Origin of the sequence: Desulfomonile tiedjei, from assembly GCA_016212925.1 — a bacterium.
Lineage (GTDB): Bacteria > Desulfobacterota > Desulfomonilia > Desulfomonilales > Desulfomonilaceae > JACRDF01.
On sequence record JACRDF010000015.1, the window covers coordinates 270,668 to 285,757 of the forward strand.

The following is a 15,090-nucleotide window of genomic DNA, read 5'->3' on the forward strand; positions in this document are numbered from 1 at the left end:
TTTGCCGTTTTTTAATATAGAATGGAAGAACATTTCACTTGAGCGTGCGAGGCCTTATATGAGCAACCCCGAGCCTGAGGCAAACGCGAAAGGAATGTCCCAGCCGGACTTGAAATTCCTGATCCGCACCCCTTTTTTTGACGCCATACCCAAACAAGCAAAATTCCACCTGCTGGCCGCTATGCAACGGGAGACGGCCCGTGCGGGGGAACGGTTCATTACGCAGGGGCATGAGGGCGATTGTTTCTATGTTATCCAGGACGGCACCTGCGCCGTGACTCTGGAAAAAGACGGAGCCTTCTACCCTCTCGCCATATCTCGAGCCGGTGACACGGTTGGCGAGATGGCGGTGCTGACAGGAGAGATCCGCAGCGCTCATGTGGACGCTCAGACGGATATGACCCTTTGGCGGATAGGGAGAGAGAAGTTCGAGAAGATCTGCGCGGAATACCCCGAGGTCCGGCATTTCCTTACCGGGATTGTGACCGGCCGGTTTGCTCGATCTCGCGTCACGGCTGATCGTACGGTGGGGAAGTACGTCATAAATGAAGTTGTGGGCCAAGGCGGCTGGAGCATGGTTTACAAGGGCAGGCACACGAGTCTGGAAATGCCTGTGGCAATAAAGATGCTCAAACACAACCTCGCTATGGAGCCGGCTTTTTTGGACCAATTCCGCTATGAAGCCAGAACCATAGCCAGCCTTAACCATCAAAACATCGTCAAGGTGTACGACATCGAAGAGCTTTTTCGCACGGTCTTTATAATTATGGAATACTTGGAGGGGATCTCGGTCGAGAAGATGCTCAAAGGGATGGAAAGGGTCCCCATTTCGCAGGCTGTGAATCTTCTCTTGCAGGTTTGCGCGGGCTTGGCCTACGCTCACGAGCGCGGCATAGTACACCGTGACATAAAGCCTGCCAACATCTGCGTGCAGCCTGACGGAACGGCCAAGATCCTTGATTTCGGTCTGGCCTGTGCCCCTGGAACGTCCTATGACCGGATTGAAGGTACCCCGCTGTACGTGTCGCCGGAACAAATCAAGGGCCGGCCCGTAGACGAGCGTTCGGACATTTATTCCCTTGGGATAGCCTTTTACAAGATAATCACCGGCCAAAACGCCTTTTATGACAAGGATGTTTCCAAACTGTTGAGCCTGCACCTATTTGAGGACATTCGTGATCCTCGCTCTGCGGTTCCTGACCTGCCGGAGGAGCTGCATCGCTTCCTCACCGTAGCAACGCGGAAAGAGCCCGAAGCCAGATATCAAAATGTGAACCAGATAATTCACGATCTTCAGCCTCTCGCTCAAAAGCTGGGTATCCTACGTTCGACGACACCGGCCGCAAAATTCAATATGATCAGTCTGTTTCTGTTTTACCGCGATGAGCACCAGGCCATCTTAAAGAAACTGGTGGACGACTTTGGTCAAGAACTGACGAAGATAGGAGCGGTCTTGCGAGAGGCTGACTTCAAGGACGTTCAGAAGGAGCCCGGTGACCAGGACTGATCGGTACGGGTGAAGCGCATGAGGGACGAGGACAAAACCAGAGAAGAACTTCTAAGCGAATTGTCAAGCTTGCGTGAAGAATTGCTCCACCTCAGATGCATCCCAAAGGAAAGAAGGTCGGATTCGGAAATCGATCTGTCCTCCGCGGAATGGGACGACGCTTCTCCTGGGTCTTTCGAACCCCCGGATTGGGACCTTGAAGATTCTGATTTGCCTACCATAGATGACTTGCTGGGAGCCAAGGACTCCCCGAGAATTTTGGATACCACGCGGCATGGGCCGGGGGATATGGAGCATGGGGGGCTGTTTAGCAAAGACGTCACCGAGTCCGGCAGTTTCGACCTCAGATGGCTACGTCTGGCCTCTTTTGCAAAATTGCTTGAGGCAATTCCTATGCCTATCCTCATGGTTGACCTGGCAGGGTTCATACAATTCGCCAATAAAGCATTCCTAAACCTGACCAAGGATACTTCCAAGATCTTGGGCTCTTGTATCTACTCCTTTTTTCCTGATCCCGATGCTATTCGGCGGGCCGAAGAGGAGTTGGCAAACGTTTTCCTGCGTAGGACGCCCGCGTTCAGAGAAGGCCGCTTGAATATTGACGGAACCGAGATTTGGTGCCGCATGAGCTTTCGATCCATACGCTTTGGGACCGAAAGATCGGTTCTGGTACTTATAGAAGATCTGACAACGGAAAAGAGAGAGCTAAATCTCAACAAGAAGTACAAAAAGCTCGTAACAGTCTTCCCGATTGGTATCGCGGAATTCGCCCTTGTCAGGCCGGTTCCGTGCGACCTGCCGATGGATGATGTTTTTCCGCTGGTTGCAGACGCTAAGGTGACCGGAGCGAACATCGAATTTGCCAAGCAACAGGGGCTCCGCAGTGTGGATGATTTAAGGGGGGCCAGTTTGCATGACGTGTTCCCGGTGGAGGCCAAGAATCGTCAGTTGCTCCAAACATGGGTTCAGAAGCGCTTGACAACCAGCTCTTTGGAATGGAGAGAGACAGCGGTCGACGGTGAGTCCAGATTCTTCGAAATCACTCTAGTGGGAATTATTCGGGCAGACCGTCTGGTGGAATTCTGGGGCATGCGCCAGGATATCACCGAGCGGAAGCGCGTCCAGGAAGAATTGGTGGAAAAAATAAGAATAATTGATGAACTCTACGAGCATGTGCTTCAGGCGTGCAAAGCTAAGGCCATAGAGGAGCACACAGGAAAAGTGGCTCACGAGCTAAGGCAGCCTCTGGCCATCATCGGCGGATTCGCGCGTAGGATGGTGAAGGACTTGACAACGAGCCATAAGATCGATGAGATCGCTCAGAAAGAAGCGTTCCAGATAATCATCAAGGAGATTGAGAGGCTTGAGGACATTTTGCGCGGCCTCGTAGAATATACTGAACGCGGAAACGTTCACCTCGGGAAAATGAATCCCAACAGAGCCATCCAGCACGTGCTGGACATCAACGCAGGGAGGTTACAGGAGAAAAACATCCGTGTGGAGGCTAATCTGGATGACGAAGCTGAAGAGATCGTGGTGGATGCCGAAGGGTTCGAGCAGGTGGTCAGGAATCTATTGGCTAATGCGGTGGAAGCCTCGGTTCCCGGAGAACTGATACGAATTGAAACCGGGGTCTCCATTCCCAGTGGAAAAGCGCAGGAAGTCGGTCTGCTCGAATCGGACGCATATTTCGAGATGAAGATCGAAATGCACGGAAAAGTGATGCCTCCAGACGAACTCCAAAAAATCTTCAACCCCTTTGTCACCACCAAAGATTATGGAACCGGCATCGGCCTGACTCTGGCCAAAAAGATTGTGGAGGACCACAAGGGTTCCATATCCGTGAAATCAAATGAAGAAGGGACCCTTTTCACGGTCTGGCTACCGATGAATCCCCGGCAGACGTAATGCCGGTCGGCATCCGGATAAAAGACATCGCAGCGATGGAACGTGATTCAGTAGCCCAAATCCTTCTGCTTCTTCCCGGCTACTGGCGTCCGATCTCGTCCATTCTCCTGTCAAAGTTGTTCCAGAACCTTTTGTTGCAGCTTGCGATACACCGTGCATAAACATAGTAGCCGCCGGAGTAGCCACCGCCGCCGCCACCCCCCGCTTGGAGAGTGTACTGGTCAACGCCGTATCGCGATCTGCACTGCTGTTCACAGCTTGCCAGGTCACTGTCAGGGTCGCCCCACTGCAACGGCTCTATTTGTTCTTCAAGGCATTCCGTTGCGGGAAGCGATTCAGAGTTTTGGCCCGAAAGGAACGAGAAAAAACCGAACACGATCAACAACGTCGCGGCGCCGAGCACCGTAATAAGCAAACCCCACCTGTTCATTTTCTTCACCTACCTGATGAACAATTTATCCGTCTATTAATTAGATGCCTATGGGCCGGTTGTGGTTCCGAGACGAAATCCGCGGGTGGAAGAAGGCGGCATGGCGCAGCATGGCCAGACCAAGTTAATCCAACACCGTGTTTGCCAATTTCGCCGAGGTCAAGTCTGCGCCGTCGAGGTCCGCAGTTTCAAGCTTGGCCGAGGTCAGGTCCGCTCCTTCCAAATCCGCTCCCACAAGTTTCGCGCCCGAGAGGTTGGCTGCCGAGAGGTTGGCGCCTACCAGGCGAGCCTCCGTGAGATCCGCGTTGCTCAGATCTGCGTTCGTCAGGTTTGCTTCATCGAGGTTAGCCCGAACGAGGCTCGCGCCCGCGAGGTCCCCGCTGGAAATGTCAGCGGAAAACAGGTTGGCTTCCGACAATTCGGCGCTCCTCAGGGTCGCTCCCTTGAGCACCGCGTTGGAGAGTTCGGCCCTGAAAAGAACGGCGCGTGAAAGGTCCGCGTCCCCCAAGTTTACTCTGAATAGGCCGGCCTCTGACAACCCTGCCCCCGCGCCTTTCAAGCCGAACAAGTTCGCGCCGGCCAGATCAGCTTCGGCCAAGTCCACTCCGAATCCTATTGCACGCTCCACCAGGTCTTTCACGGATTGGGCTGACTCGCGGAAAATTACCTCGTCCGTGAACTGGTTTCTTATTTTGAGTTTTGTCGCAGGGTTAGGCATTCTCGCCTCAAGCTCGGACGGGGTGATTGTGCCGGAATCGCGAAGCCTCATGAATAGATTTATCAATCCTGCCATGGACAGGTTGTACTTCCTCATAAGGGCCGCGTCATCCATACCGGAGGCGATGTCTCGCCAGGCTTCCTGAGCGTCGACAAACTTCTTTGACACTGTCGTGGACCTCCCGTCCGGGGGAATTTCGTGGGAACAAAGTTCCCCCGCAAATTATGGCCGCAGCGCTTCCCGTGGATAGCGAAGCGAGTAAACCAGTTCCTGGATTTCTTCCGGCGGGGGAGCAGTAAACCTGGAAACGAGGCATGCGACCCATATAGATCCCAGATTCGCAACCCAAAAACCGACGGGGAATCCGGCAATGTGGAAGCCGTTAAGTGAAGCCGCGAGAAATATGCCCATGACATAGGTAACTATGATCAACACCGTAACGCAGGTCGCTGCGATGCTCACACTGCCGCGATAATAGTTGCGCAACCTGTCTTGCATCATAACGCCTCGATGGCAATCATCCCATTACGGGCTTCAGTCCAAAAAAAATACCAAGGCCGATTATGGCTGAACTGAACCTATTCCCAGGCAACATCAGCGTTCTCTTCCTCGTTACTGTAGATTTTTCCAGATTACCAGATCTTTTGAATGTTGCGAGACAAAAAGCAACCGGCGAGGTGGTATGGAGGAAAGAAAAAAGGGGGAGGCAAGCCTCCCCCAATTTCATCGGCAGGTTGTCGGGTCTAATGTCCGATAGCCTTGGCTATGCCGACCCCCGTGTTTTGCCGCACGTAAAGTTCATCAAACGCGTCTTCTTCCTCTTTCCTCCTGAACAGCAAGGAAAAGACGATCGCTGAGAGGAATCCGAGCGGAATAGATACGATCCCCGGGTTCCTCAGAGGAAACAGAGGCTTATCCAAACCAAAGATGTAGGACGTTCCGTCCTTGTTTTTCTCATAGGCAGCTTTGGCGGTCTTGAGCGTGCCCTGCTCTTTTTCCGTCAGCACGGCCCCGGCCTTCTGTTTGGTCTCGAGTTCCGCCGCGATCTTCAACTGGCCTGCCGCAATGGCCTTGGGGTACTGCATATTGGGCGAAACAAGAACCAGCAGTATCGACACCACCGTCCCGATTACCAGGCCTGCGACGATGCCCGCTGTGTTCATCTTCCGCCAGAACAGTGACAGCACGACGGTCGGCAGATTGCCGGCCGACGCCACTGCGAAGGCCAGGGCAACTAGGTGAGCAACGTTCTGTCCTTCCGCCAGGATTCCAATGACCACCGCGACAGCGCCGACACAAATGGACGCGATTCTCGCGGCTCGCACCTGCTCACGCTGGTCCGCGCGACCGCCTTTGATCACGCTCACATAAATGTCATGTGAGATGGCCGCGGCAGACGCGAGCACGAGGCCCGACACAACAGCGAGAATGGTCGCAAAGGCCACAGCGCAGAGGAAGGCCAGAAGTATGTCGCCTACCAGAGGATAGATCTGGTTGCCCAGCATCTGAGCAAGCAGCATGTTGGACATATTGCCCCCCGCGTCCACGCTAGCGGAGATTTGCGGGGTAACATGAATCGCTGAACCAAAGCCCAGGATGGTCGTCAGTATGTAGAAACCGCCGATGATAAACATCGCTATAATAACCGACTTGCGGGCAGCCTGAGCAGTCGGCACGGTGAAGAAACGCATGAGTATGTGCGGCATGCCCGCGGTTCCGAGAACAAGGGCCATGCCCAGAGAGATCTGGTCCCACACGTCCTTCAGATATAACCCCGGTTCAAGGAATCGCTGCCCGTAATCAAATCCCGGCTTAGCCACAGCGTCTTTCAGGAGCGATACCCGGACCCATTCCTGAATCTGGGTGCTGTTGGCGATGTCATGGAAAAACTGGACCGGGTTGAACCCTGCCTTTACCGACACCAACAGACACAATACGATCGCTCCTGTCACGAGAAGACCGGCCTTGATGATTTGGACCCAGGTGGTGGCTATCATACCGCCCAACGCTACGTACACGATCATCAGACAGCCGACGCCAGTGATGGCAAGCTTGAACGGTATACCGATGAGAAGCTCCATCAGCTTGCCTGCTCCGACCATCTGAGCGGTCAGGTAGAAGATCGAAACAAGCACTGTGGAAAACGCAGCGGCTGCACGCACCGGTCTAGGTGACGAGCGGAAGGCAAGTATGTCGCCCATTGTGTACTTGCCCGCGTTCCGGCAGGGCTCGGCAACGATCAAAAGAACGGTCACGTAAGCGACCAGCCACCCCACCGAGTACATGAAACCATCGTATCCGTAGAGACAGATGAGCCCCGCGATCCCTAGGAACGAGGCCGCGGACATGTAATCTCCCGCTATGGCCCATCCGTTCTGCGCTCCTGTAATTGCTCCTCTAGCAGCGTAGAAGTCTGCCGTGGTTTTGGTCCGTTTCGCGGCCCAGTAAACGATGTACATCGTGATCAAAACGATAATGATGAACATCGTGATGGTTATCGCCCTGTTCGCTTGCACTTTCGTCGGAGCAGCCGGAGCTTGAGCCACCACCGCATTGGCAATGACCGATTCAGGTCCGGCAAGGGCATAGCCCGGCGCAGCGAAGTTGACAAGCAAGCCCAAAGAGAGGGCTAGAATGATCGCCGTGTAAACCTTGCTCATTTACCTAGTCCTCCTCATTTGAGTTTGAGTTCGTCCAACAGCTCATTGGTGAGTCTGTCGGATACCCGGTTGGCCCAGACCGCGTAGTAGATGGCCAATGCCCATGACACAAAGAACTGTGAAAGTGCAAATAGGTAACCGAAATTGATGTTACCTATCACTTTCCACCGCCATAGCTCAGTCGCGGAACCGGCCCCAATGGGGAGGAGGAAGTAGTAAACAGTTGAAAAAATCCACCATCCGAAGAGAAAATAGGCTTTTCTGTGGTGGAGTTCTACAAATTTTGGGTTCTTGGCTATTGCCGCCCAATCTTCCTTTTTTTCTGCCACGATCAGGTACTCCTTTTCCCTTCTTTGTCTGAACGAAGGAGCCGTCTTACTGCCTTCGTTCGTTCGGCGTACGCACGCGTACATCAATGCGCCCAAGCCGCCTAGCCTAATAGGACGGTCGTGTCCCAGCAGCAATACTGCCGGAATTACACACTGTCCGCTCTAAGAAGGTAAAGCATTCGTCAGGTACGGTTTTGAACTTTGAGAAACGTCATCAGGGGTCGCGCCGGTACGGCGCAAATCATGCGGGAGGAGAACGGCCGACTGCGGTAATGAAAAAAACGATTCGCCCCAGGATTTCAGGTGACTCCGATCGAGAATACCGACGTCTGGCAGTGTGCAGAACCGCCACAATTAGAAAGCCCTCGGGCACGTAGCAGACGCACGGTTTAGTGGAACGGCTTTTTGCATCTTGGTTGAAGGATTCTGATAGGGATGCGGACGGGATTACGAGGAAAGCTACTATGGTGTAGCAAGCGTACCTGTGATACGGCGAGAGAGGCAAACACCTGATGTTGTTGACGAAGCGCCTAACCCACGGCGGGTAAAACGGACTGAATACGCGGGATCTGGTAAAGGACTTTTCGAGTTTCCAGAAGTCCAGAGGGAAGGGCTCTACGAAAAACCCTGACATTGCCGGGCCTTCACGTCCTGGAGCGCCTCGATTCAATGCGCGCGTCCGGGGCCGATAGACCCGAATCTGCCATTTAGACCTTCTCGTCCTGTTCTTCTGAACCACTTAGATGGTCTCCGTGTCCGCGCCATCCTGGGCAGTGCCCACCTTGCCTCAGGTTGCGGCTCAGGCCTTGGAGAACTCTACAAACGGTTCGAGGCTGAAATGCCGATAAGCCACGCTTGATCCTTCCTGGTCCCCGGCACATATTCTCTTCCAGGGTTGCGATGGTAATATGGTGATCGCAGGAAGTTCCAAGTTTCTTACATATAAGGTGTGCCAATTGGGATTGTCAATGCAAAAATTATCGCGACCACCGCGTGAAGCTGTGGGGCCCGCTTTCCAACCTGCCTGTCCTAAATGGTTGCCTGAAGAGCCTGCTCCACAAAAGTAATCCGTTGTCGAAAGCCTGAATGCTCGCCGATACGCGAAATCAATACTTGCGATTGATGACGAAAGCTGTCATTATTGTTTTCCCCTTGGGTCAGGTTGCAATGTGGCGCAAAACTCTGTTATGCAAGTACAACGATTTTCCCAGTATTTCAGACAAGGTAACTCCGATCATTTCAGCTCCGACGCTCTGAACACCAGTGTCCGCACAAGGCGCGATGGCGGGTGTCAGAGTTAAGGCCTGTGGAGCGCTGTTTTCATCCAGTGGGGGTGAGATGCAAACCGTGAGGCGTGGCCGGTCCGATAGCTCATACGGCCTCGTGGCGAACTTACTGCCGAGCCCTGAAAAGGGAAACGAGCGAACCGGCTGGACATACACCACCACTGGTTTCTGCACGAAACATCATCCGGGAGTGAGTCATGAAATACGCAGAGGTTTACAGGGAGTCCTTGGAGAATCCGGAGGCCTTCTGGGGCCGATCCGCCGAAGAAATAGATTGGGACAAGAAATGGGACAGCGTACTTGACCAATCCAAGCTGCCGTTCGTCAAGTGGTTCCCCGGCGGCATGCTCAACACGTGCTTCAATGCGGTGGACCGCCACATCCTCCAGGGCCGGGGAGATCAGCCTGCCGTGATATACGACAGCCCTGTCTCCGACACGGTCAAGACGTTCACATACAACGAACTCAAGAGCAGGGTGGAAAAGATCGCCGGATTTTTGCGCGGATTGGGAGTTGCCAAAGGCGATACCGTACTAATCTACATGCCGATGATCCCGGAAGCCCTCATGTCAATGCTGGCTTGTGCCAGATTGGGGGCAATACATTCGGTGGTATTCGGAGGGTTTGCCCCGAGAGAACTTGCGATTCGCATAGACGACGCAGCGCCCAAGGTGATCCTTTCGGCAAGCTGCGGAATTGAGGTCCAGAGGATTATTCCTTACAAGCCGTTGCTGGACGAAGCCATAGAAATTGCGGAGCACAAGCCGGATAAATGCGTCATCTACCAACGGCCGCAGGCCGGGGCCGATTTGAAGGCGGGACGAGATTTCGACTGGGAAGAGCTGGAATCCAAGGCCCAGCCGGCAGGATGCGTTTCTGTGGCCGCCACCGATCCGCTGTACATTCTTTACACCTCGGGTACCACGGGAAAGCCCAAGGGAGTTGTGAGAGACAACGGCGGACACGCAGTGGCTCTGATGTGGAGCATGAAATACATCTACAACATAGGCCCAGGCGAAGTATATTGGGCCGCGTCGGATGTGGGGTGGGTGGTTGGCCATTCATACATCGTTTACGCGCCGCTCTTCATGGGCGCGACGACGATCGTTTACGAGGGCAAGCCCGTGGGGACTCCCGACCCGGGAGCATTCTGGAGGGTGATTTCTCAGCACCGCGTCAAGGCCCTTTTCACCGCACCTACCGCCATACGGGCCATAAAAAGAGAAGACCCCAGAGGGGAGTACCTGAAGGCCCATGATATTTCCAAGTTCGAGACCCTGTTTCTCGCAGGCGAAAGGTTAGACCCCGATACTTACCATTGGGCCACCGACCTGCTCCAGAGGCCGGTGATAGACCATTGGTGGCAAACCGAAACAGCGTGGGCCATTTGCGGCAATTTCAGAGGCCTCGAGCAATTCCCCATAAAGCCCGGTTCGGCCACCATGCCCATGCCCGGATACAACCTCAAGATCCTTGACGCATCCACGGGCAAGGAACTGGGGCCCGGAACGAATGGCATCATAGCGGTCAAGCTGCCGCTTCCGCCAGCCAATCTGCCTACCTTGTGGAATGATGACAAACGGTTTGTGGAATCGTACATGGATCCTTTCCCGGGATACTACATTACGGGAGACGGAGGCTACATCGACGAGGAAGGTTACGTTTTCGTCATGGGCCGTGTTGACGATGTCATAAACGTGGCAGGCCACAGGCTCTCTACCGGTGGGATGGAAGAGGTGCTGGCCACGCATCCGGATGTAGCCGAGTGTGCGGTGATTGGAGCCGGTGACGACCTCAAGGGTCAAGTGCCGCTGGGTTTGGTTGTCCTCAAGGCCGGCGTTTCAAGGTCCAAGGACGAAATCGTTACCGAGCTGGTTCAAATGGTGCGCAACGAGATCGGCGCGGTTGCCTCTTTCAAGAAAGCAGTCGTGGTCAACAGATTGCCAAAGACCAGATCAGGAAAAGTCCTTCGAGGAACTATGAGGAAAATAGCGGACGGCGAGAACTACACCGTTCCCGCCACCATCGACGATCCGGTTATTTTGGAGGAAATAGAACAGGCCTTGAAAGAAATAGGCTACGGGATGAGGCACTCGCACTGATGGCTGTGGCATTTCGTGCGAAGGCACAAGCCCGGTCAGGCCGACATCGGGGGTCCTTTAGGACAGCTTGGAGTGGAGCCCTTTCTTAATGCAACCAAGGGCTCCCCGGAAAACCTCTCCGTGAAATCATCCGAGCGCCGGCGCAAGCTAACCGCGCCAAGTGATGCCGATGTTTGATCATGGCGGTAACCTTAAAAGTCAAGGTCCAGGGACCAATCTCATCAAATCCCCCGTACCTCCTTGTTTGGAAAAGTGGGGTACAGGGGGATTTTCTCAGCTTACCGAGCCTCCGGGTTCAATCACGCAGACGGCGTGATCGGGTCCATGAGTGCAAACTGGTAGGACACCAGATCGGAAGCCGAGTGTCAGGCGAGGTCACGGCATGACAGCAAACCCCAAAATGTACGACGGCCATCTGGCCAAATTCGGCGGGACAGCTCACGTGCGAACCGTGGAGGAATACGAGAAGCTTTACAAGAATTCCCTGGACGACCCCGACGCTTACTGGTCGGGGCAGGCCCGAGAATACCTGTCTTGGTACAAGCAGTGGGACTTTGTGCTCCGCCATGACTGGGAAGAGGCCAGGATCGAGTGGTTTGGGGGGGGGATCTTAAACGCTTCTTATAACTGCCTGGACCGTCACCTTGAGACATCGGGAAACAAAATCGCCTATCACTGGGAGGGGGACGGCCCCGACGAATCAAAGACAGTCACCTACCTCGAACTTTACAACGCGGTGAACAAGTTCGCCGCGGTTCTCAAGTCAGTGGGAGTGGAGAAAGGTGATCCGGTTATTATCTACATGCCTATGACCGTTGACCTACCCGTAACTATGCTGGCTTGTGCGAGAATAGGGGCCGTTCACTGCGTAGTATTCAGCGGTTACAGCGCGGAATATCTTGCCAACCGCATCAGCGACTGCGGGGCCAAAGTGGTCGTGACATCGGACGCGGCTTTCCGGGCAGGCCGGCTGGTACAGCTCAAAGCGCGCGTCGACGAGGCAAGGCAGCTTCGGCCGGAAATCGAGAGGGTAATCGTTTTCAAACGCGGGGGACCCGACCTGGAGCTTGATAAGAGCATAGAAATGTGGGCTCATGAGGCTGCGTCCGATCCCGCCCTACCCTCGTTTGTTGAACCCGTGCCTATGGATGCCGAAGACCCTCTTTTCATCCTGTATGCAAGCGCGGCTATCGGGCACCCGAGAGGTCTGGTTCACACTCATGGGGGCTATTTGTTGTGGACGGCGATGACCGCTCGGCTCATCTTCGATTTGCGGGAACATGACACTTTTTGGTCCACCGGCGACATAGGATGGATCAACGGTCACAGTTTCAGCGTGTATGGTCCCCTACTCAACGCACAGACCACCGTTCTATTCGAGGGCGTACCGAGCTTTCCCGACTACGGAAGATACTGGGAAATCATATCCAAATACCGGGTGAGCAAGTTCTACACGGTCCCGACGGTGATTCGCACTTTGCTCAAAGAAGGCGGAGATCTCCCGGCCAAGTACGACCTTTCGTCGCTTCAGATCTTGGGCACAGCGGGTGAACCCATGACCTGGGAAGCATGGGAATGGTTCTACCAAGTTGTTGGAAGGCAGAAATGCCCCATTATGGATACTTGGTGGCAGGCGGAAAGCGGCGGCCCAATGATGACGCCGCTGCCCGGTGTCGGCCCTATCAAGCCGGGTTCCGTATCGCTGCCTTTCTTTGGGGTTGAGCCTGTCATTCTGGACCTTGATACCGGGGCGGAGACGAAATTCCCTAACCAGGAAGGGGCTTTCTTTATCAAGCGCCCATGGCCGGGAATGGCCAGGACTATCTACCGCGATCACGAGGCCTTCAAAGAAGCGTACTTCGCGCCATTCGGCGGCTTGTTCATCACCGGAGACGGCGCTAAACGAGACGCGGAAGGCTTCTATTGGATGATGGGCCGCATCGATGACGTGATAAATGTGTCAAGTCATCGGATCGGGGCATGGGAAATTGAAACGGCCCTGATCAGTCACGACTCGGTCGCCGAGGCGGCGGTAGTGGGTTTCCCTCATCCAATCAAGGGTGAGGGCATATATGTTTTCATAAGGCTGAACTCCGGAGGAACTACCTCCGACCATCTCAAGGAGGAGTTGACCGGGTTACTGAGGAAAAAGATAGGCGGAATCGCGGCTCCCGACGCAATCCAATGGGCCGACGCCTTGCCGAAAACCCCTAGCGGGAAAACCCTGCGGCGGCTGCTCCAGAAGATAGCTGCAGGTCAGATAGACGATCTGGGAGACGTAAGCACCGTTGCAGATCCTGCTGTCATTAAAGCTCTGATAAGAAATCGCATCAGCGTTTGAGCGTAAGACCGCCCCACTTTTCACGAGTACGTTCTTAGAGGACTGTATCGGTAGACCCTGGGAACCTACTTCCTTGACGCTTCCCACAGCTATTTGCTATGTGATCAATATCCTTCCTACAGGGGGCACGGTCTTATTTCTTCCAGCGTAATGAACTTTTGCCCGCGTAGGTCGGTGTTTCGGTGTTGTTACCCGCGGGGTGGTTTATGGGGTTAATCGGACGGGCCTGACTATTCAGTCTGGCGAACACACGACACCTCGCTCCCTTGCCGCGCGCAATGCAAAAAAATGCGGGTGTGCCGCGCGTCCACTCGCCCAGGCTCGGGACTGCCGGTCTCGGCGAACCTTTCGTGTAAGGAGCTGATCCTATGAGTGACGAATATGATGTGGAACTTACCGAGGAGCATATCATGCTCCGTGACACGGTCCGGAAGTTTGCGGACAATGAAATAGCGCCCAGGGCGGATAAAGATGAGAACGAGCATCGCTTTCAGCGCGATCTGGTGGAACAGATGGCCGAACTGGGCCTCTTCGGCTGCCCTGTTCCCGAAGAGTACGGCGGCAATGGGATGGGATACTTGGCACACGCAATAGTCACCGAAGAGATCGGCCGCGTGTCAGGCTCCCTCAGGGTCGCGTTTAATATGCAGACCATGGGAACCGCGCTCTCGATCCTCAAGTGGGGCAGCGAAGCGGTCAAACAGAAGTACATTCCGGAACTCATGTCGGCCAAGATGCTGGGATGCTTTGGCATTACCGAACCGGATGCGGGTTCCGATACTGCGGCCATGTCCACCACAGCAGTGCGCAACGGAGACCATTACGTGCTGAACGGCCGCAAAATGTGGATTACCTGGGCGCCTGTCGCGGACATGGCGGTCGTATTCGCCATGACGGACAAAAAGTCGAAGCACAAAGGCATGAGCGCCTTTGTCATGGACATGCACTCCCCTGGAGTTTCCTCCATCGAAATCAAGGACAAACTTGGCCTCTGGTCGTGCCCCACCGGTGAGATAATAATGGAGGATGTCAAAGTCCCCGCGGGCAACCTCCTTGGGGAAGAGGGCGGCGGCTTCGGATATCTCATGAAGGAACTGATAAGCACGCGTCTCACCGCGGCCGCGGGAGCGGTTGGAACCTGCCAGGCAGCACTCGACGTGTCCATAAAATATGCCAACGAGCGAAATCAGTTCGGCCGCCCCATAGCGGATTTTCAGATGGTCCAGGAAGTTATCGCGAGGATGGTGGCGGAGACCGAGGCGGCGAGGGCCCTTGTTTGGAGATGCGCAATTCAGAAGGACCGCGGCCTGGTCAATAACATGAGGGAAACAGTGCTGGCGAAATACTATGCGTGCCGCGCAGCCGACGAAGTACCGAATCTGGGGCTGGAAGTGCTAAGCGCATACGGCTACTCCAACGAGTACCCCATAGCTCGCATCCTCAGGGACGGGAAGGTGTACAAGATTCTGGAGGGCGCCACCAACATAATGAAAATGATCATCGCCGCCGATGCCCTCGGTACCAAAAAGGCCAACAGGTAGCACCATCTAGGAGAATGCGAGGTAATCATTCGGTTCCCGACAGGTGAGCATCACTAACGAAGCTGCCAGCGAGTCGTGGGGCAGGCTTTCCAGCCTGCCATTGTGGGGATTTTAGGACCGGCAGGCTGGGAAAGCCTGCCCCACGAAAGAGAATGCAGTCCTCGGCAAATCCGGTCTTCCCTGCTCTCTCCTGTTCAGAGTAACTTCCACAATGCCGACCTGGAAACTTCTTGCCTGCAAGATCACTTTGGATGAGAAAGCCCTATGG

At 54.6% G+C, this 15,090-nt stretch carries 11 protein-coding genes; 5 read left to right on the plus strand and 6 right to left on the minus strand.

Annotated elements, in window-relative coordinates:
- Window positions 1–58: 58 nt before the first annotated feature.
- Both HY913_08625 and HY913_08630 read left to right on the plus strand, forming a co-directional pair.
- Window positions 59–1,507, plus strand: coding sequence for a protein kinase (locus HY913_08625; GenBank protein ID MBI4963328.1), 1,449 nt, complete (start codon window positions 59–61; stop codon window positions 1,505–1,507).
- 18 nt (window positions 1,508–1,525) lie between these two features.
- Window positions 1,526–3,415 carry a PAS domain S-box protein gene (locus HY913_08630; GenBank protein MBI4963329.1) on the plus strand — a complete coding sequence of 630 codons (1,890 nt, stop codon included), beginning with the start codon at window positions 1,526–1,528 and terminating at the stop codon, window positions 3,413–3,415.
- Between the two features lie 79 nt (window positions 3,416–3,494).
- Here the strand turns inward: HY913_08630 and HY913_08635 are convergent, their stop codons facing one another.
- From HY913_08635 to HY913_08660, 6 genes are all read right to left on the minus strand, one after another.
- Window positions 3,495–3,845 carry a hypothetical protein gene (locus HY913_08635; GenBank protein MBI4963330.1) on the minus strand — a complete coding sequence of 117 codons (351 nt, stop codon included), beginning with the start codon at window positions 3,843–3,845 and terminating at the stop codon, window positions 3,495–3,497.
- A gap of 124 nt (window positions 3,846–3,969) precedes the next feature.
- Window positions 3,970–4,731, minus strand: coding sequence for a pentapeptide repeat-containing protein (locus HY913_08640; protein MBI4963331.1), 762 nt, complete (start codon window positions 4,729–4,731; stop codon window positions 3,970–3,972).
- A 54-nt stretch (window positions 4,732–4,785) separates the two neighbouring features.
- Complete coding sequence (locus HY913_08645; GenBank protein ID MBI4963332.1) at window positions 4,786–5,064, minus strand: DUF4212 domain-containing protein; 279 nt, start codon at window positions 5,062–5,064, stop codon at window positions 4,786–4,788.
- A gap of 242 nt (window positions 5,065–5,306) precedes the next feature.
- Complete coding sequence (locus tag HY913_08650) at window positions 5,307–7,223, minus strand: cation acetate symporter (GenBank protein MBI4963333.1); 1,917 nt, start codon at window positions 7,221–7,223, stop codon at window positions 5,307–5,309.
- A 14-nt stretch (window positions 7,224–7,237) separates the two neighbouring features.
- Complete coding sequence (locus HY913_08655) at window positions 7,238–7,552, minus strand: DUF485 domain-containing protein (protein ID MBI4963334.1); 315 nt, start codon at window positions 7,550–7,552, stop codon at window positions 7,238–7,240.
- A gap of 241 nt (window positions 7,553–7,793) precedes the next feature.
- A complete protein-coding gene (locus HY913_08660) occupies window positions 7,794–8,186 on the minus strand; it encodes a hypothetical protein (GenBank protein MBI4963335.1) in 393 nt (130 codons plus the stop codon).
- Window positions 8,187–9,035: 849 nt separating this feature from the next.
- Here HY913_08660 and HY913_08665 point away from each other — a divergent pair.
- The 3 genes from HY913_08665 to HY913_08675 all read left to right on the plus strand — a co-directional run bounded on the left by HY913_08665 (window position 9,036) and on the right by HY913_08675 (window position 14,822).
- Entirely contained in the window at window positions 9,036–10,940 is a 1,905-nt protein-coding gene (locus HY913_08665) for a propionyl-CoA synthetase (GenBank protein ID MBI4963336.1), read from the plus strand.
- 382 nt (window positions 10,941–11,322) lie between these two features.
- Window positions 11,323–13,281, plus strand: a complete 1,959-nt coding sequence (gene acs, locus HY913_08670) for an acetate--CoA ligase (GenBank protein MBI4963337.1) — start codon at window positions 11,323–11,325, stop codon at window positions 13,279–13,281.
- 368 nt (window positions 13,282–13,649) lie between these two features.
- Window positions 13,650–14,822, plus strand: a complete 1,173-nt coding sequence (locus tag HY913_08675; protein MBI4963338.1) for an acyl-CoA dehydrogenase family protein — start codon at window positions 13,650–13,652, stop codon at window positions 14,820–14,822.
- Window positions 14,823–15,090: the final 268 nt, after the last annotated feature.